The sequence below is a fragment of the Comamonas kerstersii genome (assembly GCF_002056725.1).
Classification (GTDB): Bacteria; Pseudomonadota; Gammaproteobacteria; order Burkholderiales; family Burkholderiaceae_C; genus Comamonas; species Comamonas kerstersii.
The window spans coordinates 2844560-2863186 of record NZ_CP020121.1 but is presented as its reverse complement, the minus strand read 5'-3'; the positions used below and the strand labels follow the sequence as shown (position 1 = coordinate 2863186).

Sequence of the window (18627 nt, the reverse complement as noted above, 5' to 3'; positions counted from 1 at the left end):
CTGAAATGATGTTGCGCTGCAGTGCTTAGAAACTATGGTCCAGGCCTGCAAACATTTGCTGTGCGGTGACGTTCTGGAAAGCAAAACCCGTTGCATAGGCTGCTATGACGTAGAACGAGGTGCGCTTGGAAAGGTTGTAGGTATATCCAGCGCTATAGATGTTCTGCTGGCGTTTGTCCAGGTTATAGGCGTTGTGAAAGCCGCTGCTTGCACGAGAGCCGCTCCAGCCCACCATCACGCTGGCAGCCGTACCGACAGGCACGGTGGCATTGAAAGTCAAACCCGTGGTTTTAAAGTCTGGCACATAGCCAGAGCCCCAGGTCGCAAAAGCTGGGTTGGACAGATAGGAACTCAGCGCCGACTGGCGGCCATTGATGTCCTGCCCCACCGCAGCCCCCAGCGACACCGATTTAAGCTCATAACCGGCCACCGCCACCCAGGAGTGGACATTTTTGGCCCATGCGCTGGAGTGCAGGCGGTCATAACCCAGGCTCAGTGTCAGCGGGCCTTTGCTATATCCAATAGCACTGGTAATCAGCTTGATTTTTTCATCATTGCTTGTGCCGGATGAGCCCTTGGTATCAAAGGAGTAGCCCACCGAGAAATCCACACCGCTGAATGTTGGAGATTTATAGACAATGGTGTTGTTGGCTTTATTGGAGCCGGCAGCGCTGAAGATATTTTCAATATCCGCAAAGTTTTCTTCGTCAGAGATACCGGCAATAAAACTGGCGTACTCTTGGATTGCGTTGCCCACGCGCCCCATGCGCACACGCCCCCACTCGTTGCTGGACAGGCCGACCCATGCCGTTTTGAAGTAATGGCTGCTGGAAGTGCTGCCATTGAGCACATTGAACCCGCTTTCCAGCTCAAAACTGGCCGTCAAGCCTTGACCCAGATCTTCCTTGCCCTTGATCCCCCAAGCGTTGCTATTCCAGATGCCGTTGAACAAGCCAGATTGGTGCACCTTCACCCCCTCTGATTTGTTTTTCCAGGTCTGAAACCCATAAGCGGCATCCACATAGCCAAACAAGGTGATCGAGCTTTGTGCAGATGCAGTGCCTGCCCAAAAACCTGTGATGCACGCCATGCCGAGCAATATTTTTTTCATGCATTCCTCTCTCTTTGGTGCTGAATCAATGCGGCAAAATTCAAACTGGGTATTGGCGATGGTCGCTCAGTTCTCACGGGAATCTGCCAAGATTCTTTGGCCAACTATAGGAGCATGCTATTTCGCTTCATGTAGTAAAAATTCGATTTCAAGGGGCTGCACCCATAACTTGTGACATATCAAGCACTTCAGCGGCACATTCACTTTGAAACTTCATTGCCTTGAAGCTTTACCCGCCTCAAGACCATGCCCCGCATGCCACCCAAGCATCGCCATGCTTCAGACAAAGCCTTGTTTCTGAAAACCGTTGTCTGTCTGGGCACAATAACGCCCTGCTCTTGAAGGCGAACCTGTACCGCATACCTGTGCCGTATACGCAGTTGCTCCATTCTGAACTCCAAAAAGACGGGGAATTTGGCGTTTTTTGGGGTGCTACAGACGGTGCTACAGACCGCCAAAAATGCCAATGAATTCCAAAGAAACCAATACAAATCAAGAACTTAAGCCTTATCCACGCATGAGCGTTGCGCCGATGCTGTGCTGTACTGACCACCACGGCTGTACAGGCCACCACCGCCAACAGATACACCGCTGAAGCTGGGGCCAGACTGCGACTCAAACGCGCGGCTGCTTTCATGGTCTGAGCTGTAGCTGCTGGTGGTGGCATCCAGATCCACCAGCTTGACGGTGACTGTCTTGCCCGCGTAGTTGACCGAGCCACGGCCTGACAGGCCGCCCTGCCCGTCATCGACCAGCTGGTGCTGCACCTGGTCTTGCGTCTTGCTCAGGCGCTGGCTGGTCGTGCTGTAGCCACCGTTGCTCTGGCTGATATAGCCATTGCCGTAGCTGGTGGCGTAGCTGCGCTCACTCTTGTTTGCGTTGCCACCGCTGGACTGCGCACCGCTGCTGGCAGAGACATTGCGCACGGTCATCCAGCGCAGCTCCAGGCTGCCGGGGGCGGGCACGCTGTCCAGCGCAATCGTGGCCCAGCCGCCCGCATCTGGGCTGGCAGATACCGACTGGGTCACTTTGGGCGCCCAGCGGTAGCTGATCTGGAACTCGCCACCCGCATCAATCCACGCCGTGGGGCGGATCAGGATCTGGCCGCTGGCGTGGTTGACCAGCCCTGTGCCGCCACTGCCCGCCAGCGCAGTGCCACCGCCTGCATCGCTGATGGTTTTGAGCACGCCGCCACTTTCCCAGCTGACTGCTACGCTGCCGGGCTGCAGGCACTGGTGCTGCAGCTGCAGGGCGTACTCTGGCTGGCGCACTTGGGCCGCGCTGCCGGTGCGGTTGGTAAAGCCCGTGGTTTCACCCCACTGGAACAGCACCATGCTGCCCACGTCCGGGAAGGCTGGCAGGCTCAGCGCCACGTTGCCGTTGCTGTAGTTGACGGTGCCCACGGCGTCGCCCTGCAGCTCGCCCTGGCCGTTGTCCTGGCAGGTGTACCACTTGCCCAGGGCGCGAAAGCTCACCACCACCGTGCCGGGGCTGGGGAATGGGCGCAAGATGGTGGTCCAGCTGTAGCCACGGTTTTCCTGCGTCACGGTAAAGCGCTGGGTGTGCGGGGCCACGGCCACGGTGACTTCACGCGGGCCAGTGGCCAGCGTGATGCTGCGCAGTGCAGCCGGGCGCTGGTCCAGGCTGATGGTCTCGCTGCGGCTGCTGGGCACCAGCTGGGTGTAGATGCTGGCCACCTTGATCTGGCGCGAAGGGTCGCCCAGCTCGTAAGCCGCCGTCAGCGTGCTGGCTCCGTAAAAGCGCATGGCATCAGCCACGGTGGTGTCGCGCAGCTTGGCAGCCCCGGCATCAGCAGTAAACATGCGGTTAGGCTCGCTGCCTTTGAACGCATGGCTCAGGCGCGGGGAGATGTCGCAGGTGGACACCAGCGCCTGGTAGTCCTTCACCTCAGCGCCCTGCATATAGGAGAAGGTGCGCTCCACGGTCTCCGTGCGGCGAATGCGCACGAACTGGGCGCGCTCCGTGGGCTGGCCTTCGTCTTGCACAATCACCAGCGTGGCCCCAATGTTGGGGGCCGCCGTGCCAACGCGGTGGAAGATCTGGATGTTGCCCTGATTGGCCACGTGATTGCCCAGCAAAATGCCGCTCCAGACCGTGCCCGCAATCTGGTAGTCCGCAATGGCCTTGGCAATCTGGGTGCGGGTGGCGAACATGTCACAGGCGGCCAGCGTTACGCTCACATTGGGGTCTGTGGGCATCTGGTCAATGATGATGTTGGCATCCAGCAGCGGGTCGGTGCTGCCCGTCTGCACGGCCGCATGCAGCTGGCGGATGCTCACCTGGCCGCCAGCGCGTGCCACTTCGGTCACATCGTCAAAAATCTGGTTGCTCTTGCCCCACTCCACCACTTGCCCGGTGGGGCCGCCACCGCCTTCGGGCACGTCGTCCATCACTTTGGACTTGAGCAGCTTGATGTCACCGTCTTGAATGGCCATTGCGTTCTCTCTCGCTTCAAACAGTCAACAGTCGCAGCGTGGCGACGTAAGGGTGGGTGCTGGCAGGCAGCTCAGGGCGGCTGATGGGCCGCGCAGAAATGGGCTCATCTGGCGCAAACTGCACAGTGAACTCACGGCCATCGGCCAGCTTCAGCAGGTACTGGCCTGCGGGGTCATCTGCCAGCGCCTGCACGGCCAGCAAAGTGGCACGGCGTATCCAGCCGTGGTTTTCTGTGGCCTCCAGCGTGATGGGGCGGCCAGCCAGCTTGGCGGCGGCATCAATCACCTGTGCGCCGGTGATGCTGCGCTCTACGCTTTTTTGCACGGCAGACCAGTCAAACTCATCCGTCCACAACATGCCGCGTGGCAGCTCAATGCCTGCCAGAAAATGCCCCGCCATCAGAACCGCCCCCCTGCCATTTGTGCGCCACGCTCCAGCTGCTCAAACAGCGCATTGAGTGCATCGCTGCTGGCGCTGTCTGCCACATGGATGCCCAGCACATCGCCCCCAGGCAGCGCAATTTCGTGCCGGATGATTTGCTGCACCTGCTGCGCGCCCCAGCCTTGCTGCTGCTCGGGCTGCGGCTGGCCAGTGGGCTGCTGGCGCATTTCTGCCAGCAGATCGCGGTTGCTGGGGCCTGTGTCTGCGCTGGCCAATTGCTCGCGCCGTGCCTGGTTCTGGCGCTCCAGCTCGTCACGCTCAGACTGGCGGCGCTGTTCATCCTCATCTTTGCGGATGCGCTCTTGCACCTTCTCCAGCTCGCGGTCATAGACCCACTTGCCCTGGCGCTGTGCTTTGCGCAGGCGCTCGGCTTCTTCTTCGGTGGCCCCCCGGGGCACCGCGGGGCTTTGCGATGTGCGCCCGGGTTTGTTGCCGGGTGCTGGTTTGGTGTCGCTGCCGGGCTGCTTGTCAGGTGCAGGCTTGTTCTCGGCGGCTTGCTGCTGATAGCGCAGGCGCTGCTGCTCGGCTTTGGCCCAGGCTTGCATTGAACGGTCTGCAGACTTTTCTGCCGCGTCTGCTGCTTTTTCAAACGCCAGGGCAATTTCACGCGGGGTGGCGGTGCCGCTGTCGCGAATGGCCTCATAGGCTTTGCGGGCAGTCTCTGCCGTACGCAGCAGCGATTCATCTGACACCACACCCAGCTGGCGCATGGCTTCCTGCACGCTCTGGATGCCGGGGGTGGAGTCTTCCAGCGCCGTCTTGAGCTCACGCGCCTTGGCGGCAGCCTGGTCCAGCAGGCCATCAGCCACCTCATCACCGAGTTTTGCACGCAGCTCTTCAATCTTCCCTTTGAGCGCCTCCACTGCCTGCTGGCTGTCTGCCGTGTTGATAGCTTTGCTCAAGCTGACCTGCAGGGCCCGGGCTGCGTCTACGCCCTGCGCTTGCAGGCGCTCCATGCTTGCTGCAATGGCGTCCACATCATTGATAGCGCTGCGGCTGGCCGCACCAATCTTGCCCTGCAGCACATCAAAATCCAGCCCCGTGCGCAGCACAGCCTGGTGCACCACGGCATCCATCACCTGCGCCAGGCGCTCAGCCTCACGCGCGCCGCCTTGCAGCGCTGTCTGGGCATTCACGGCAAATACGCCCAGGTCGATCTTTTCCAGCGCACCCTGCCATGCCTGGGCAAATTGCTCGGCAGTGATCTGGCCATCTGCCTGCAGCTTGTCCAGCACGGCAGCGGCGTTCTGGATGCCTGCTTTGCCAGACAGGTCAAAGCCCTCACCAATCTTGGCCAGCGCCTCATCCACCCGCTTGCCCTCGCGCACCATGCCCTGGAAGGTGGCAATCAGGCCCTGTCCCTCTTTGCTCAGGCCAAAGCTGGCATTGCGTGACTCCTCTAGTGCCTGAGAAATTCTCTTATTTGCTTGGGCAACTTCTTCAGCCACTTTCGCCTGGTAGCTAGAAACCTCAGCAGCTCGTCGCTGCTCCTCCTCAAACTCTTTTAACTGCCTACCTGCTGCAGTAAAAGACTTCCCCCACTCGACAACGCTGCGGATGCCGCTTTCAATCTCGCTGCGAAATAAAACAAGATTAGCGACGAGACCAACCCAGCCCCCTGCAAAACCCACCACAGCGCGTCCCACAGAGCCAAGCCCTTTGCCAAGCATGCCAGCGGCACCAGCACCTCCCTTCATGGCAGCTGTAGCTGCCTGCTGTGCCTTGGTGGCCTTCCCCCCAAAGATGGCCGCATTTTTGGCATTGCGCGCCAGCTCTGCCTGAATGAATGCCGATGTTTTGGCCGCAGCCGCCTGCGCACCCATGGCTGCTGCGCTTGCGCCCACGGCCGCAGCATTGGCCTTTTGCACAGCCGTGTTGGCAGCGGTGGCCACGGTGTTGGCTTCCATGGCCTGCGTGGCAGCCAGCGTTTTGGTGGCCCAGGCGCCAAAGTCGCTGGCCAGCTGGGCAATCTTCAGGGCTGCCCACAGCTTGCCTGCGGTCTGCAGCGCGTTGATCAGGGTGTCAATGTTCTCGGCCAGGTAGTTGATGGCCTTGGCTGCGTTCTCCGTGCTCAGCAAGCCAGCATCTGCGCTGCCCACGTACAGCATCCACTGGGTGCGCAGGTTTTCCAGCGCACGGCCCACGGTGGCAGGCAGCTTGCCAAACTCGTTGGCCACCACGTCAGCCTGACCCTGCAGGGCTTTGGTGACCACTTCTGTGGTCAGTGCCCCCTCACCCGCCAGCTTGCGCAGCTCACCCGTGGTCACACCCAGCCCATCTGCCATGGCCTTGGCCAGGCGTGGGGCCTGCTCCATGACACTGTTGAACTCTTCGCCACGCAGCACGCCAGACTGCAAGCCCTGGATGAGCTGGGTGATGGCTGCATCAGACGCCTGCGCGCTGGCACCTGACAGCTGCACGGCCTGGTTGATGGTCTCCGTGAGCGCCATGGCCTGCTGCGCAGCAGCTTGGGCACTCTGGCCTGCAGACTTGCCTGCATCGGTCAGCCGCGCAAACAGCGTGGCGGTGCTGCTGAGGCTGCTGTAAGTGGCTTGCGCCACGCGGGACACCTGCTCCCACGACTGGGCAAACAGCTGCCCCTCCCCCGTGGCCAGCTCTACGCGGGCGCGCAGGTTCTTGAATTCGTCCGCGACATCTGCAATCTCTTTGGCTTTGCCAATGGCCCAGCTGCCGCCCAGGGCCACCATGGCAATGGACTGGATGCGCTGGATCTGCGCGGCAATATCACCCAGCCCGTCTTTGAGTGTGCGCTGCGCGGCCAGCTGCTGGACAGCTGCACCAGAGGCCGCCGCAGCCGCCTGCTGGTAGGCTGGGGCCATGCGCTGCACTTCTTCACGCTTCTGAGCGATGGCGTTTTTCAGGTTGCGCTCATGAATGTTCAGATCCGTGGTGGCCACGCCCAGGCGCTGCATCTGGGCCGTGGCTTCAGCCAGTGCTACGCGTTTTTGCTGCAGTGCGGCCGACACATTGCGCACATTGCTGACCGCGCCTTTGTACTCTTGCTGCAGCGCAGCTTCTGCGCGTGCGGCCTTTTGCGCTTCACTACCCGCCTGCTGCAGCGCTGCCTTGCGCTGGGTCAGCTCGGTCTTGGCAGCGGCAATGGCGGCTTTCAGGCCTTCTTCTGCGCGCTTGTAGTCTTCGGTCTTTTTGCCTGCGGCGTCTGTCTCTTTGCGCAGGGTGCGCAGGGCATTGCGCTTGCTGTCCAAGCTGCGCTTGGCATCGGCCACGGCGGTCTGCGCCTGCTGCTCTGCCTCTGCAAAGGCCTTGGCTGCAGCGGCTTCGGTCTTGAGCTCAGTGCCCAGGCGCTTGGCATCGTCTTGTGCCTTGCGAAATTCAACGCTCAGATCACGGGTCTGCGTGCCCAGCTCTTTGAAAGACTCCAGCGCCCGCTGCTTGGCCCCCAGGGCGTCGAGTGCCTCTGCTGCCTCTTTGGCATGCTCAGACAGCTCATCATCCAGCACACCGCTGAGGGCGCGCAGGTCATTGGCCAGCTCATCAACATTGCGCTGGCCTTTGACTATTGCCTCAATGGCAATCTGGATGGGCTTGGGAGTGGACATGGGTGCAAGAAAGTCAACGGTTTGCGCTGCAGCTGATCAGCCGCACTGCAAACCGCCCCGGCACGGGGCCGGGATGGTTTGACGGGTTGAAGGGCTTCAGGAGACGACCACGGGGCGGCCATCGCAGTAGATGGCTTCGCCATTGGCGGGCTTGAGGGCTTCCAGGCCAAACTCCATGGCCACCACATCTGTGCCCTCAGCAATCAAGGGCAAGTCACCGTTAGGGGTCAGCGTGACCTTGGGCAGATACCAGTCGCGGTTGCCGCCTGCGGCGTTGTCAGACACCACGCGCAGCGCACCGGTCAGCTCTGCCTTGGCGCCAGACTTGACGGACTCAAACGCGCCCGCCACGGTCTTGTAGCCAAACTGCACCGTGGTTTCGGCCGTGATGGCACCGCCTTCAATGATCTGCACGCGGCCGGTGGCGGTGTCCACGTTGTAGTCCTTGCCTGCCACCAGCGCCTGGCCTTGCGCGCCGCCATCGTCCAAGTGCACGGTGATGTCCGTCACATTGCGCACGCCCAGGGGGTTTTCTGCGGTAGCGCCCAGCTGGTACTGGCGGCCGGGCAGCACCTTGCGCTTTTCGCCGGTGACGGTCTGCGCGGCCTGGGTCTTTTTCTCCACCGTACCGGCCAGCCACAGGGCTGCGTTCTGGGGAGAAAAGTTGTCGCACGACAGTGTGCCGGTGCGCGAGACTTCCACAATCCAGCTGCCGTCTTTCTCGCGCAGGCCAGACTGGCTGCTGTAGTGGTCGGTCTTTTCGGTGCTGATGGTCAGCGACACGCCGGGGCAGTTGCCCAGGTCAATTTCGCCCGTGAGCTGCTCGCTGGCGTTGTAGGGGTCAAAGTACACACGACCGCGTGGGATCAGGTACTGGTTGGTGGTGTGGTTAATAGGCATATCCAATCCCTATGTGTGATGGTCACTGCTGACCGTTGAAAACAGAGGTGGTGGTGAACGTCAGCTCAAAGCCAATGAGCGCTACATCCACAACATCCACTGGCAGCACGCGGACCAGCTTCAGCTCAGTCCATGCGCGGCTGGCAACCGGGCGCCAGTTATGCAGCGCGGCAATGACGGCCTCGATCACGCCATCCAGCACATCTGCCGCATCGCTGGAGCGTTTGCTCACCAGCACAACCTGCCATTCGGGCTGCAGCTGCACCGAGCGCTGGTTGCCACTGGGCACAGAGGCACCACCCATGCGCACATCGACTGCAGGCACCGGGCGGCGATCCGCATCGTCAGTCCCTGTGCGCACGGCCCAGCCAGTGAGCGCAGGCAGCTCCCGCAGACGCTGGGCCATCAGCTTTTCAAGCGCCAGCATCTGTGGCTCCTTCAAAAACGACGGGGAAAGTGGCCCAGCCCGAGGCGTCCGGGATCACGGCACCGCTCACCCGGACTGGCCGGCCATTGACGCACAGCCCTGTGCTGCCCTCTGCAATGCCTGGTGCATTGGCTACGCACATGGATACGGCGTAGCGGTCAGCAGTGACCACCTCGGGCATAAAGCCGGTGTCTGCCTCACGGTCCAGCATCACGCCGAAGGGCGCACCGCCGTTCCAGGTGGCCGTGGCATTGCTCAGCATCTGTGCAACGCCCTGATTGATCAGGGCTTCCACGTCAGCAAAAGGCGCAAGCTGCTGCGTCATGGCTGCGCCCAGGCTTAACCGCGCTTGGCACGCAGCAGCATGCCGGGACGGGTGCACATGAACAGCGGGTAGCTGTACACCTCGGGACGCACCCAGGCCTGGCGGTCCTTGTCCGGCACGATGAGGGCGTACACGTCCTGGCCGGGCGTGTTCACAAAGGGCAGGAACTCGGCAGGCGAGAAGCCAGCCTTGAAGGCCTCTGGCGCACCTACGGGGAAGAAGTGGCACTTGTCGCTGCCAATGGCCACCGTGCTCTTGTCATCAGTGCCACGGTAGTTGATGAACAGGATGTTGCCGTACTTGAAGGTGCTAAAGGCCTGGCCCACGTCGTTGCGCAGATCGCTGGCTTCCTGCTGGCCCAGGTAGGTGCTGCGCGTTTCGGGGTTGCCCACCAGGTCATCGAAGAAGTTGTCACCACACAGCGCTGCAGCGTAGGTTTGGCCGGGCAGCCAGGCACCATGGCTGGCACGCACCATGGCGCGCACCACTTCATTGCACTTCTTGCGAATCTCACCGCCATCCGCAGTGGCAGATGCCAGGTTGAAGTTGATTTCATCGGGCTGCTTGATGTCAAACCCGCTGTACCAGTTGAACAGCTCCGAGCCATCCGCATCCAGCACCTTGCCTTGCACAGCACCCAGGCGCATGTTTTCGTGCGTCAGCTCCATGGCTGCGCGCAGGCCTGTCTTGCCGTTCATGATGTCGGCCACTTCATCCTGCACGGCCTGCAGCTCACTGGTGGTGCCAAACGCACGAATATTCTGGATTTCGTGCGCATACAAGGTCTTGCCACGCGCCAGGCGCACGGTGCTGAAGTGCTTGACGCGGCGGCCTTCACCCTGGCCCTCTTCAATGGGTGCGCCACGCTGCGAGGATTTGATGAGCGAGAGCACACCGCCCTTTTCCTCCACCGTGATGGTGGTGGTGCGGGAGCGATCGGGCGTAAAAATGCCCATCTGGCCCAGCAGCTGGGGCACATAGGGCGCGCGCTGGATGGCAGCAGACAGCGAGGTCATGCTGAACTCATCACGATTAAAAATTGCAAGATCTGCCATGGTGTTTCACCTCTTTCTTTCCGGCGCGATCAGCGCGCCACAATGCCTGCCTGAGCCAGCTGGGCCAGCGCGGCGGTTTTTTGTTGCTCGGCAATGCCTGCTGGCCAGAGCAGCGCATGGGCGGCCACTTCGGCATCACGGGCGGTAATCACGCCGGGCTTTTCACCCAGGGTGGCGTCCACTTCCGCAAACAGCACGGCCGCAGCGGTCTGGCTGCCGTCAGGGGTCTCGTCCTCTCCACTGCCTTTTGTGGGGGCCAGGGGCACGTAGTGGCCGGTGGCAGTCACCTTGCCCAGCACGGTGCCTGGCAGGGCATGCACACCTTTGGCAATGGTCACCACGTCACGAGAACGGGTGCCATTGGCTTCGCTCACCAGGTAGCTGGCAGCGCTCGGGGTCTTTACAAACATGGTTTGCGCTCCTTTTTTGTCAGCAGTCGCTTACTTGCTGTTCACGCCAAATGCGCGATCCCAGCCCGCGGAAATAGCTGCAGGGCCTGCATTTGCCTGCGTGGCTACGGCTTCCACGCCAGACACATCAGGGTTGCCCATGGCCGCCATGGCTGCAGCAAACGGATTGGCAGGTGCAGCAGCGGCAGCAGGTGCGGCGTCCAGGAAGCCCTTGGCCTGCTCGGCACTCAGGCCTGTGGCAATGCACTGCTGGGTGATCAATGGGTTGGCCGCTGCATTGGCATGCCCCAGGATGGCGGTCACGCGGGCACGCTCTGCCTGCACGCCATCGGCATAGGTCTTGCCCTGTTCAGGAGCTGCCGACGCAGCTGCGGCCGCTTCAGCAGCAGGCGTAATGGCACCAGCGGATGCAGTCGTAGCTGCAGCCGCTGCATTCGCGGATGCTTGATTCATAGTGGTTCCTTCAGATTGGTGAGACATACCCACGCCCGTTGACACGGCATGAGTGCGCCGGGCCGCCAGCTCAGCCACCACCGCATCCACAGTGCCGATGCGGTCTGCCAAGCGCGTGGCAACAGCTGCCACGCCCCGGTACACGGCTGCGCGCGTGTTGCGCACCGCCTGCTCATCCAGCCCACGGTGCTTGGCCACGGCCTGGATAAACATCTGATAAAGCCCCTCAATGTCGGCCTGCAGCGTGGCGCGCACGCCCTCAGGCAGGGGCTGGTATGGGTTGCCGTCGATCTTGTGTTCACCGGCAAAGATGTGTGTGACGTTGATGCCGTCATTGGCAAGTGCGCGGCTGAAGTCCACATGGCGCATCACCACACCGATGGACCCCACATAAGAAGTCGGTGTGAGCACCACTTCATCCGCTGCACTGGCCGCCAGATAGGCAGCACTTGCAGCCATGCCATCTGCAATGGCCACAATGGGTTTGCTGCCACGGGCGGCAAAAATGCGCTCTGCCAGCTCAAAAGCGCCAGAGACTTCACCGCCGGGGCTGTCGAGCACCAAGGCAATGGCATGCACATCACTGCGGCCAAGGGCATCTTCCATGTCGGCTGCAATGTCGTTGTAGCCAATGAGCAGGCTGCTGTTGGCATCAATCCTGGTGCGGTGCACCAGAGCGCCCATGGCGGTGATGACGGCCACCCCATCCAACACACGGTAGCCGCGCTCGGTACGCTCACCACGGCGGGTGCTGAACATTTCAGCAGGCAGTGCAGCCTGGGCCGTCAGATCTGCGGCCTCAAAGCGCAAACCGTCTGCACCCAGCAGGCGGCCACCAAGGCCGGCCAAAATGGCGTCGAGCTTTTGGGGATGGACCAACAGCGGCGTGTTGAACACACGCGCTGCAAGATGGGGGTACATGCGGCTGCTCATGCGGATACCTCTTTGTCTTTTACGGGGTCGTCCTGCTCAGGCCCTTGCTTGCCGACCACCCACTGCGCCGCAGCAGGTGCCGCAACACCCAGCTCTGCACGGCGTTTTTGCTCCACGGCCTGCTGCACCAGAACTTCCTCCCAGTCCAGGCCCTGCTCTGCGCACTCCTGCTCCAGCGTGGAAACGCCGATTTCCAGCCGCAGCTTGGCGGCCGTGATTTCTTTGACGGGGTCCACCCAGCCACGGCCACCGAACACAAAGCGGCAGCGGCAGTAGGCGTAGCGGTTGGCGTAGAAGTCGGGCGCTTCAATCACACCGGCATTCACGGCCTCTTCCAGCCACAGCTCGTAGATGGGCTTGAGCCAGTGCGTCATGAGCCAGCGGCGGCGGCCCTGGAAGTAGCGCCAGGCCTCCAGCAGCACGGCACGGGCGCTGGAATAGTTCAGGCGGCTGAAATCTTTGGCGAACAGCTCATAGGGCAGGTTCATGCCTGCGGCGATGCGCCGTTCCACCGCCTGCATGAAAGCCTCAAACGCCACATTGGGGCGGCTGGGAGCAAAACTCTGCAGGCGTGCGCCAGCAGGCAACGGGATGACAGCTGCGCCCTGCAGCTTGCCAATGCTTTGCGCCTGCTTGACGGACTTGCCCCAGGCCTCGCGGGGATCGTCGCCAAACAGGGCTGCTGCAGATTCCTGGTCCAGGTTGGATTCCAGGAAGGCGGCCACCAGCGAGTTGGCCAAGCTGGCCTGCAGCTCGTTCTGCGCATACTTGCCCGCCATGTGGAATTCGCGCATCACGGCGCTCACAATGGGCTTGCCGCGCGATTGGCCTGTGCGCTCTTTGGCATGCAAGTGCACCACCCGGCGACGCCCCCAAGGCGTGAAGGCAGGCACACGCTCCCAGCGGTACAGATCGTGCACTTCATGCCCGCTCAGGTATGGCGCATCGCCAGGGTGTGCTGCGCGGAAGTGATAGGCCACAGGGGCACCGTTGGTGTCGTACTCAATGCCACGGCGAATACGGGCCATGCCCTCCAGGTGTGGAGGCGTCTCCAGCCGGTCAGACTCAATCAGGCACAGGCGGGTAGCCCATGGGCTGTCTGGGCGGGGCAGCCATTTGGGAATAGCCACTGCATCACCATTGAGCATTTCGCCGCTCAGGGCCAGCACTGTCATGCCCAGCAGGTCCAGCGTGCGGGCGGCATCGCAATCCGTGGTCTCTGCCCAGCTGCGGAAATGGGCCTCCACCTTGTTGCCCCACTCCCGCGCCTGCTCTACGGACCAGCCCAGCAGGCGGTAGTCCGGCATGGCAGAAAGGCGCAGCACCGCACCCACAATGTTGTCACGGTGGGTCTGCAGGCCACCGGCCATGAGGCCGTCATTGCGTGCCAGGTCACGGCTGCGGCTGGTGAGTGCGCCCAGTTCAGGCAGCAGATCAGCATCTGGGCTGCCCAGGCCGGGCTGCCAGTCACGCAGTGCCAGGTCGGTGTGAGACGCGCCCTGGTACGCAGACATGCTGGCACCCGCTGCCACAGAGGCAGCTGCGCGAGTACGGCGGGAGAGAGATTGCTTGCGCCCCATCACTACACCAGATAGATGGGGCCACGACGCTTGCCAGTGCGGCTGTCAAGCTCTTCATGGATGGCTTGAATTTGCCGCTCAATCTGGGTCGTGTCCTGATTGAACTGAACGGAGCGGCCGCCCCCGCTGGCTGTGGTGGGCAAGGTCAAGCGCGCCTCCAGCGCCTGCATCAGCTTGTCGCGCTTGGCCTGGAGTTGCTCAACAGAAAGATGGCGGTAGATACCCATGCGCCGAATGGTCGGCGAGGTGCTGCGAACAAACCAGACGAACTAGTTCGCTAAATTTTGTCGCAGGCGGCTAGGGCTTATGCAGCAAAGAAGTCAACAATCAATTTAATAGCATTTTTGTGGAAACCGGGCACTCAATGACCATTGCGCATTCCCCAAACAGGCAGAGCCATGTCTGAATGGATCTCCATTGTTATCCGCCTATTTTTGGGTGCCGCAACAGCGTGCATCACGGTCAGACCTGCATGCCATCGTGAAGCAACATACAAAAAAAAGATGCCATTGCATCCATTTAAAACAATCAATGCTGCAGAAAATAAAAAAAGATGCAAAAGCATCTATTGATTGCCGTGCATAGCCATATGTGGTAAAAATAGATGAAAAGGCATCTTTTAACACCATGAAACACAGCATCCACACCGTCGCAGACCTCGGCCTGATTTTGCGTGCAGTACGTAAAAGCCAAGGCTTGCGCCTGGACGATTTGGCAGGCAGCGCAGGCGTTGGCCATGTGTTTGCCCGTGAGGTGGAGCACGGCAAAGCAACCGTGCAGATGGGCCGCGTACTCAAGCTGCTTCAAGAAGCAGGCCTTCAGCTTACCGTAGACATCCCATCCAGCGCGCTGGAGCAATTTGAAGCGCTGCAATCCACGGGCCTCAAACCTCTGAAGCCACGTACACGCAGCAGCAACGCAAAGGCCAAGGCATGAGCACGGCACGCCAGCTTCTTGTGCGCATCAATGACGCCACAGTGGGCACCCTCAGCACCCAAGACGACATCTGGCGCTTTGCCTACGCCCCTGAATGGATAGCAAGCCCCAAAGCATTTGCGCTGGCTCCAGGACTGCCGCTTTCAGAAGCCGAATATGTAGACGGAGCCAGCCAACGCCCCGTGCAGTGGTACTTTGACAACCTGCTGCCCGAAGAACAACTGCGCAGCGTGTTGGCCAAAGAAGCCCAAATTGATGAGGCAGACGCTTTTGGCCTGCTGGGCTACTTTGGCGCAGAGTCAGCAGGCTCACTGGTGCTGGCTGCACCCGATGCAACCGCTGCAGCAACGGGGCTGCAACCTCTGCCTCTGCCAGAGCTGAATGTCCGCATTCGCAACCTGCCCCGCGCCACGCTCACGCAAAAATCGCCCAAGCGCATGTCACTGGCGGGTGCGCAGCACAAAATGGTGGTGGTCTACCGCGATGAGCAACTGTTTGAGCCACTGCCCGGCACGCCCTCCACCCACATCCTCAAGCCGGACAGCCAGTCTGCCGACTACCCGCACTCCGTCATCAACGAATACTTCAGCATGCGCCTGGCCGCAGCAGTGGGCTTGAACGTACCCGCCGTACACCGCCTTTATGCCCCAGAGCCTGCATACATTGTTGAGCGCTTTGACCGCCGCACAGGCCCGGATGGCAGCACCCAACGCCTGCACATCATTGATACCTGCCAGTTGCTGGCCAAGTCACGCGCCTTCAAATACGAGCAGGCAACCTTGGGCACACTGGTTCAGGCTGTAGAGCAATGCACCGCCAAAGCCGCCACACGCCTGCAGCTGTACCGTTGGCTGGTGTTTAACTACCTGCTGGGCAACGGTGACAACCACCTCAAAAACATCTCTTTCCTCATCAGCCACGCAGGCATACAACTCGCCCCCGCTTACGACTTGCTGTGCACCGCGGTGTATGACACCCGATCGTTCAGCGAAAGCCCCGTCTGGCCTAAAACCCAACTGGCGCTGAGCTTGGGCCAAGCCACCCAGTTTGAACACGTCAACCGCGCAGTCATGCTGCAGGCGGGGGCAGATTTAGGCTTGTCCAAAGGCACCGCAACACGCGAACTGGACAAAATGCTCAAAACACTGCCAGAGCATGCCGACCGACTGATCGCAGCAATTGAAGCCAGCTACCCTGCTCAGGCCACCAACTACCAGGCGGGTGAACTACGGCTGCTGCGCGCCATACGCCATGTGATCGTGCAAGACACACTCCAGCGCTTGCAATAAAGACCACCCAAAAACACAAAGCCCCTGCCAGCCAACGCCAGCAGGGGCTTTCTTCAAGCAAAATCAGCCGCTAACGCTTACCCAGCAAGCGCTAGCAGCTATCAAATTTGAAAACCCTCACCCAAGCACAGAGCGAGATGTGTCAGAAAGCCTTGGCTTGCGGTCGCGCTCGAGGCGGGGGGATACGGGCGCGGCCACGGCGGTGGAGGTGGTTGCAGCGGCGGCGGCTTTGTTGGCCGCGCGCAGCTCGCGTATCTGGGCGCGTTCGGAGAGTTGGTGGGCACAGGCGGTGACCAGTGCGGCCAGCTGCGCGTCGGAGGGGATGACGTCGTGCTTGGCGATGTGCTGGGTGAGCGCGTTCAGTGAGGTAACCATCTGGTCATCACCCACCACATGTGTCTGGGGAATGGTGGGCTGGCCATCACGGTCGTAGCCAAAGCTGAGCAGGTAGCGCACGCGACGCCAGTCACTGTTGCGGCCGGAGGCAATGGCCTCAAACACAGTCTGCGTCACTTGCGCGGCGGCCTGGGCGGCCAGGCTGTGGGCCAGCTCAATGCGGGCGGGGTCGTAGGCGGGCTTTTGCAGCTCGGCCTCCATGCGGTTGAAGGCGGCGATGTAAGCCAGCTTCCAGCGCAGTGCCTCTTTGCCGGTAAAGCCCATGGCAAGGAGCATGAAGCCTTCGCGGTTCATGCGGTAGGCTGGATCTTTCCGAGTTGCACCTTTGATGTTTGCAGCCCCTTCGATCTTTGTTTCTACAGAGGTCTGCGCAAAATTGCGCGCATCTGCTTCAGGCAGTTCTTGAATCAGATTCTTGATTGCACGCATGACGTCGCGATGGCGTTTGCCAAAGAACTGTGCGACTTGCACGCTGGTGGTGGTGACTGTGCCGTTGTGAATAGAAAGCTCAGGACGAGCGCAAACAGCGGATGCAGAAGAACCGGGAGTGATGTCAGCCATAACAGGCTCCTTGACGACAGGTTTTGAACCCATCCTCTCCCCGACCAAAAGGAGGTGATGGACCGTGCAGGGTTGGTCGACCGGGTCAAGGAACCGGCACACCCTTGCGGGTGTCCCCACACGGCCCACCGTAAAGCGAAACCATGTGCACGCAGACATGCTTAGAAAGCAAAAAGCCGCAACCAACTTTTTTGTGGCGCGGCTGCTGCGCCTTGACTACCGAGCGACCAAGCCCAGATCACGCTTACGGGCGTGATGTGCAGATTCTATGCGCTTTTCTTTACGCCTCCAACCGTCCGGACATCTCACAGACTTCTAAATATTTATTTAATTTAATAAATATTTCGTTTTCCTGCCCACTTCTTAAATTAAAAGATTGCATTACATAACCAGCAAGCCTTAACTCATCAAAATCAACCCTACTCCTACCATTCTTGGAAATAATTGAAATAATTGCAAAAGATTTCAAAAAATCTCCCCAAGTCCTTATGATAGTGCTATACGAAGAGCCATTTTTCAAAAAAATATGCTTACTCAATTTATCAAAACCATTACCTATTTGATTAAAATTTTCAATAAAATTTCTACTTATTAGCTTCTCAAGCTTTATTAAACACAACAATAAAAATATTATCTCTTCATGTGGCAATATTGAATCACCTTTCTTAAGAAGTTCTAAACATATACGGAGCCTAGAAAACAAAGATTTTATCACTCTAAGATCAAAATTATAATTCAGACAAACAAACTCATAAAATCTCAATGCATCCCCATTAAAACTTATTGAATCACTCAGGAGAGAAGATTTCGAATCCATAATACTCCTAAAATCGTCCAAAGAATATATATATTCTTTTATTGTTGGAGATGGTAACTTTAATCTATGATTAAAAAATCTATCCAAGTATCTATCTGCTTCGAAATTAGCACCATAAATTGTCCTAATTGACTCTTTTAATTGAAATATATTCACAGAAGATATAAAACATATACCTTTTGAATTAAAAATGTGTTTTACCACTTCCAGAAGGCGCACAGCATAATCCGGCCGACATCTGTCTAATTCATCAATAAAAATGAACACTGGGCCTATAGATGATTTTTTTCCACGCACCAAATCTTCTGCGACCCTAGACAATTCAGCTTTAAATTTCTCGATAAGCTGTATATTTTTATTGTGCGCTTTTAATTTTGTGTGGAGCGAGAAAGATGCAATTTCATTTTGTTCATCTTTCTCACTATCAAGAACCTCTTTAGTACTATCAGCAATTGATTTAGCTACTTCTTTAGCGACCTCGTCCGTAACCAGATAGCCAAGTGCTTTAACTCCTGCACCTTTCACTAGTTCTTGAGCAATAGGCAGCAGCCGCTTTTGAGATTTTTTAATACTTTCGCTAGCTAATTTGACGCACCCCCTCTTATCCCAACGCTCCAGATCAGCGTAAATATGACTGAGAAAGCCAATCAACGGCTCATCAACAATGTCGTTCTTCCACGCATCGAACCGACTGACGAGATGGCCCTTAGCTTCCAAATCACGCATCCAGCAATTGATAAAAAAGCTTTTTCCACTACCCCAATCTCCATCAATTGCAAAGATTAATGCATTGTCTTCAGCTTCGCTTGTTTCCGCGAATTCAATCACTTGGTACAGAAAGTCTGCATAGCCTTTTCTATTTAACTTATCATTAGCCCAAATATTATTTATTTCTATTTCTTTATCTTGCAAAAGCATACATACCTTTAAATAAAAAAGCCACTTCATTTACAGG

At 58.8% G+C, this 18627-nt stretch carries 17 protein-coding genes; 3 read left to right on the top strand and 14 right to left on the bottom strand.

Going from position 1 to position 18627, the window contains the following annotated elements:
• Positions 1 to 25: 25 nt before the first annotated feature.
• The 12 genes from B5M06_RS13555 to B5M06_RS13495 form a co-directional block, all read right to left on the bottom strand.
• Positions 26 to 1111, bottom strand: coding sequence for a porin (locus B5M06_RS13555; RefSeq protein ID WP_054065278.1), 1086 nt, complete (start codon positions 1109 to 1111; stop codon positions 26 to 28).
• Between the two features lie 500 nt (positions 1112 to 1611).
• On the bottom strand, positions 1612 to 3567 hold the full coding sequence (locus B5M06_RS13545; RefSeq protein WP_054065276.1) for a hypothetical protein: 1956 nt from the start codon (positions 3565 to 3567) through the stop codon (positions 1612 to 1614).
• Positions 3568 to 3583: 16 nt separating this feature from the next.
• Positions 3584 to 3967: a hypothetical protein gene (locus B5M06_RS13540; protein ID WP_240183932.1), complete on the bottom strand. Its 384-nt coding sequence runs from the start codon at positions 3965 to 3967 to the stop codon at positions 3584 to 3586.
• Positions 3967 to 7590, bottom strand: a complete 3624-nt coding sequence (locus B5M06_RS13535) for a tape measure protein (RefSeq protein WP_054065275.1) — start codon at positions 7588 to 7590, stop codon at positions 3967 to 3969. The genes B5M06_RS13540 and B5M06_RS13535 overlap by 1 nt, the downstream gene beginning before the upstream one ends.
• A 96-nt stretch (positions 7591 to 7686) precedes the next feature.
• A complete protein-coding gene (locus B5M06_RS13530) occupies positions 7687 to 8490 on the bottom strand; it encodes a phage tail tube protein (protein ID WP_054065287.1) in 804 nt (267 codons plus the stop codon).
• A 22-nt stretch (positions 8491 to 8512) separates the two neighbouring features.
• On the bottom strand, positions 8513 to 8917 hold the full coding sequence (locus B5M06_RS13525; protein WP_054065274.1) for a phage tail terminator protein: 405 nt from the start codon (positions 8915 to 8917) through the stop codon (positions 8513 to 8515).
• The gene (locus tag B5M06_RS13520) at positions 8904 to 9242 is read right to left on the bottom strand and encodes a hypothetical protein (protein WP_054065273.1); all 339 of its coding nucleotides are present in this window, start codon (positions 9240 to 9242) and stop codon (positions 8904 to 8906) included. Before B5M06_RS13520 ends, B5M06_RS13525 begins: the two co-directional genes overlap by 14 nt.
• A gap of 14 nt (positions 9243 to 9256) precedes the next feature.
• On the bottom strand, positions 9257 to 10297 hold the full coding sequence (locus B5M06_RS13515) for a major capsid protein (RefSeq protein WP_054065272.1): 1041 nt from the start codon (positions 10295 to 10297) through the stop codon (positions 9257 to 9259).
• Between the two features lie 29 nt (positions 10298 to 10326).
• A complete protein-coding gene (locus B5M06_RS13510) occupies positions 10327 to 10707 on the bottom strand; it encodes a head decoration protein (RefSeq protein WP_054065271.1) in 381 nt (126 codons plus the stop codon).
• Positions 10708 to 10737: 30 nt separating this feature from the next.
• Positions 10738 to 12093 carry a S49 family peptidase gene (locus B5M06_RS13505; protein ID WP_054065270.1) on the bottom strand — a complete coding sequence of 452 codons (1356 nt, stop codon included), beginning with the start codon at positions 12091 to 12093 and terminating at the stop codon, positions 10738 to 10740.
• Positions 12090 to 13607, bottom strand: coding sequence for a phage portal protein (locus B5M06_RS13500; RefSeq protein WP_240183931.1), 1518 nt, complete (start codon positions 13605 to 13607; stop codon positions 12090 to 12092). Before B5M06_RS13500 ends, B5M06_RS13505 begins: the two co-directional genes overlap by 4 nt.
• Before the next feature lie 68 nt (positions 13608 to 13675).
• Complete coding sequence (locus B5M06_RS13495; protein WP_054065269.1) at positions 13676 to 13900, bottom strand: hypothetical protein; 225 nt, start codon at positions 13898 to 13900, stop codon at positions 13676 to 13678.
• A gap of 171 nt (positions 13901 to 14071) precedes the next feature.
• On the opposite strand from B5M06_RS13495, the gene B5M06_RS17090 reads away from it, so the two are divergent.
• From B5M06_RS17090 to B5M06_RS13485, 3 genes are read left to right on the top strand one after another with little or no spacing between them, the layout of a single operon-like run.
• The gene (locus B5M06_RS17090) at positions 14072 to 14245 is read left to right on the top strand and encodes a hypothetical protein (RefSeq protein ID WP_162777363.1); all 174 of its coding nucleotides are present in this window, start codon (positions 14072 to 14074) and stop codon (positions 14243 to 14245) included.
• A 55-nt stretch (positions 14246 to 14300) separates the two neighbouring features.
• Entirely contained in the window at positions 14301 to 14609 is a 309-nt protein-coding gene (locus B5M06_RS13490) for a helix-turn-helix domain-containing protein (protein ID WP_054065268.1), read from the top strand.
• Positions 14606 to 15898, top strand: coding sequence for a HipA domain-containing protein (locus B5M06_RS13485; RefSeq protein ID WP_054065267.1), 1293 nt, complete (start codon positions 14606 to 14608; stop codon positions 15896 to 15898). Before B5M06_RS13490 ends, B5M06_RS13485 begins: the two co-directional genes overlap by 4 nt.
• 117 nt (positions 15899 to 16015) lie before the next feature.
• Here the strand turns inward: B5M06_RS13485 and B5M06_RS13480 are convergent, their stop codons facing one another.
• Together B5M06_RS13480 and B5M06_RS13475 are read right to left on the bottom strand one after the other, a co-directional pair.
• Positions 16016 to 16855 (bottom strand): Rha family transcriptional regulator, encoded by an 840-nt coding sequence (locus B5M06_RS13480; protein WP_114070876.1) that lies wholly within the window; start codon positions 16853 to 16855, stop codon positions 16016 to 16018.
• A 280-nt stretch (positions 16856 to 17135) separates the two neighbouring features.
• Positions 17136 to 18590 (bottom strand): KAP family P-loop NTPase fold protein, encoded by a 1455-nt coding sequence (locus B5M06_RS13475; protein WP_054065265.1) that lies wholly within the window; start codon positions 18588 to 18590, stop codon positions 17136 to 17138.
• Between the last annotated feature and the right edge of the window lie 37 nt (positions 18591 to 18627).

Bases quoted from the DNA above. Each gene is read 5' to 3' on its own strand.
- B5M06_RS13515 (WP_054065272.1), bottom strand. From the start codon at position 10,297: ATGGCAGATCTTGCAATTTTTAATCGTGATGAGTTCAGCATGACCTCG.
- B5M06_RS13555 (WP_054065278.1), bottom strand. From the start codon at position 1,111: ATGAAAAAAATATTGCTCGGCATGGCGTGCATCACAGGTTTTTGGGCA.
- B5M06_RS13500 (WP_240183931.1), bottom strand. From the start codon at position 13,607: ATGTCTGCGTACCAGGGCGCGTCTCACACCGACCTGGCACTGCGTGAC.
- B5M06_RS13505 (WP_054065270.1), bottom strand. From the start codon at position 12,093: ATGAGCAGCCGCATGTACCCCCATCTTGCAGCGCGTGTGTTCAACACG.
- B5M06_RS13485 (WP_054065267.1), top strand. From the start codon at position 14,606: ATGAGCACGGCACGCCAGCTTCTTGTGCGCATCAATGACGCCACAGTG.
- B5M06_RS13545 (WP_054065276.1), bottom strand. From the start codon at position 3,567: ATGGCCATTCAAGACGGTGACATCAAGCTGCTCAAGTCCAAAGTGATG.
- B5M06_RS13490 (WP_054065268.1), top strand. From the start codon at position 14,301: ATGAAACACAGCATCCACACCGTCGCAGACCTCGGCCTGATTTTGCGT.
- B5M06_RS13495 (WP_054065269.1), bottom strand. From the start codon at position 13,900: ATGGGTATCTACCGCCATCTTTCTGTTGAGCAACTCCAGGCCAAGCGC.
- B5M06_RS17090 (WP_162777363.1), top strand. From the start codon at position 14,072: ATGTCTGAATGGATCTCCATTGTTATCCGCCTATTTTTGGGTGCCGCA.
- B5M06_RS13535 (WP_054065275.1), bottom strand. From the start codon at position 7,590: ATGTCCACTCCCAAGCCCATCCAGATTGCCATTGAGGCAATAGTCAAA.
- B5M06_RS13525 (WP_054065274.1), bottom strand. From the start codon at position 8,917: ATGCTGGCGCTTGAAAAGCTGATGGCCCAGCGTCTGCGGGAGCTGCCT.
- B5M06_RS13530 (WP_054065287.1), bottom strand. From the start codon at position 8,490: ATGCCTATTAACCACACCACCAACCAGTACCTGATCCCACGCGGTCGT.
- B5M06_RS13480 (WP_114070876.1), bottom strand. From the start codon at position 16,855: ATGGCTGACATCACTCCCGGTTCTTCTGCATCCGCTGTTTGCGCTCGT.
- B5M06_RS13510 (WP_054065271.1), bottom strand. From the start codon at position 10,707: ATGTTTGTAAAGACCCCGAGCGCTGCCAGCTACCTGGTGAGCGAAGCC.
- B5M06_RS13540 (WP_240183932.1), bottom strand. From the start codon at position 3,967: ATGGCGGGGCATTTTCTGGCAGGCATTGAGCTGCCACGCGGCATGTTG.
- B5M06_RS13475 (WP_054065265.1), bottom strand. From the start codon at position 18,590: ATGCTTTTGCAAGATAAAGAAATAGAAATAAATAATATTTGGGCTAAT.
- B5M06_RS13520 (WP_054065273.1), bottom strand. From the start codon at position 9,242: ATGACGCAGCAGCTTGCGCCTTTTGCTGACGTGGAAGCCCTGATCAAT.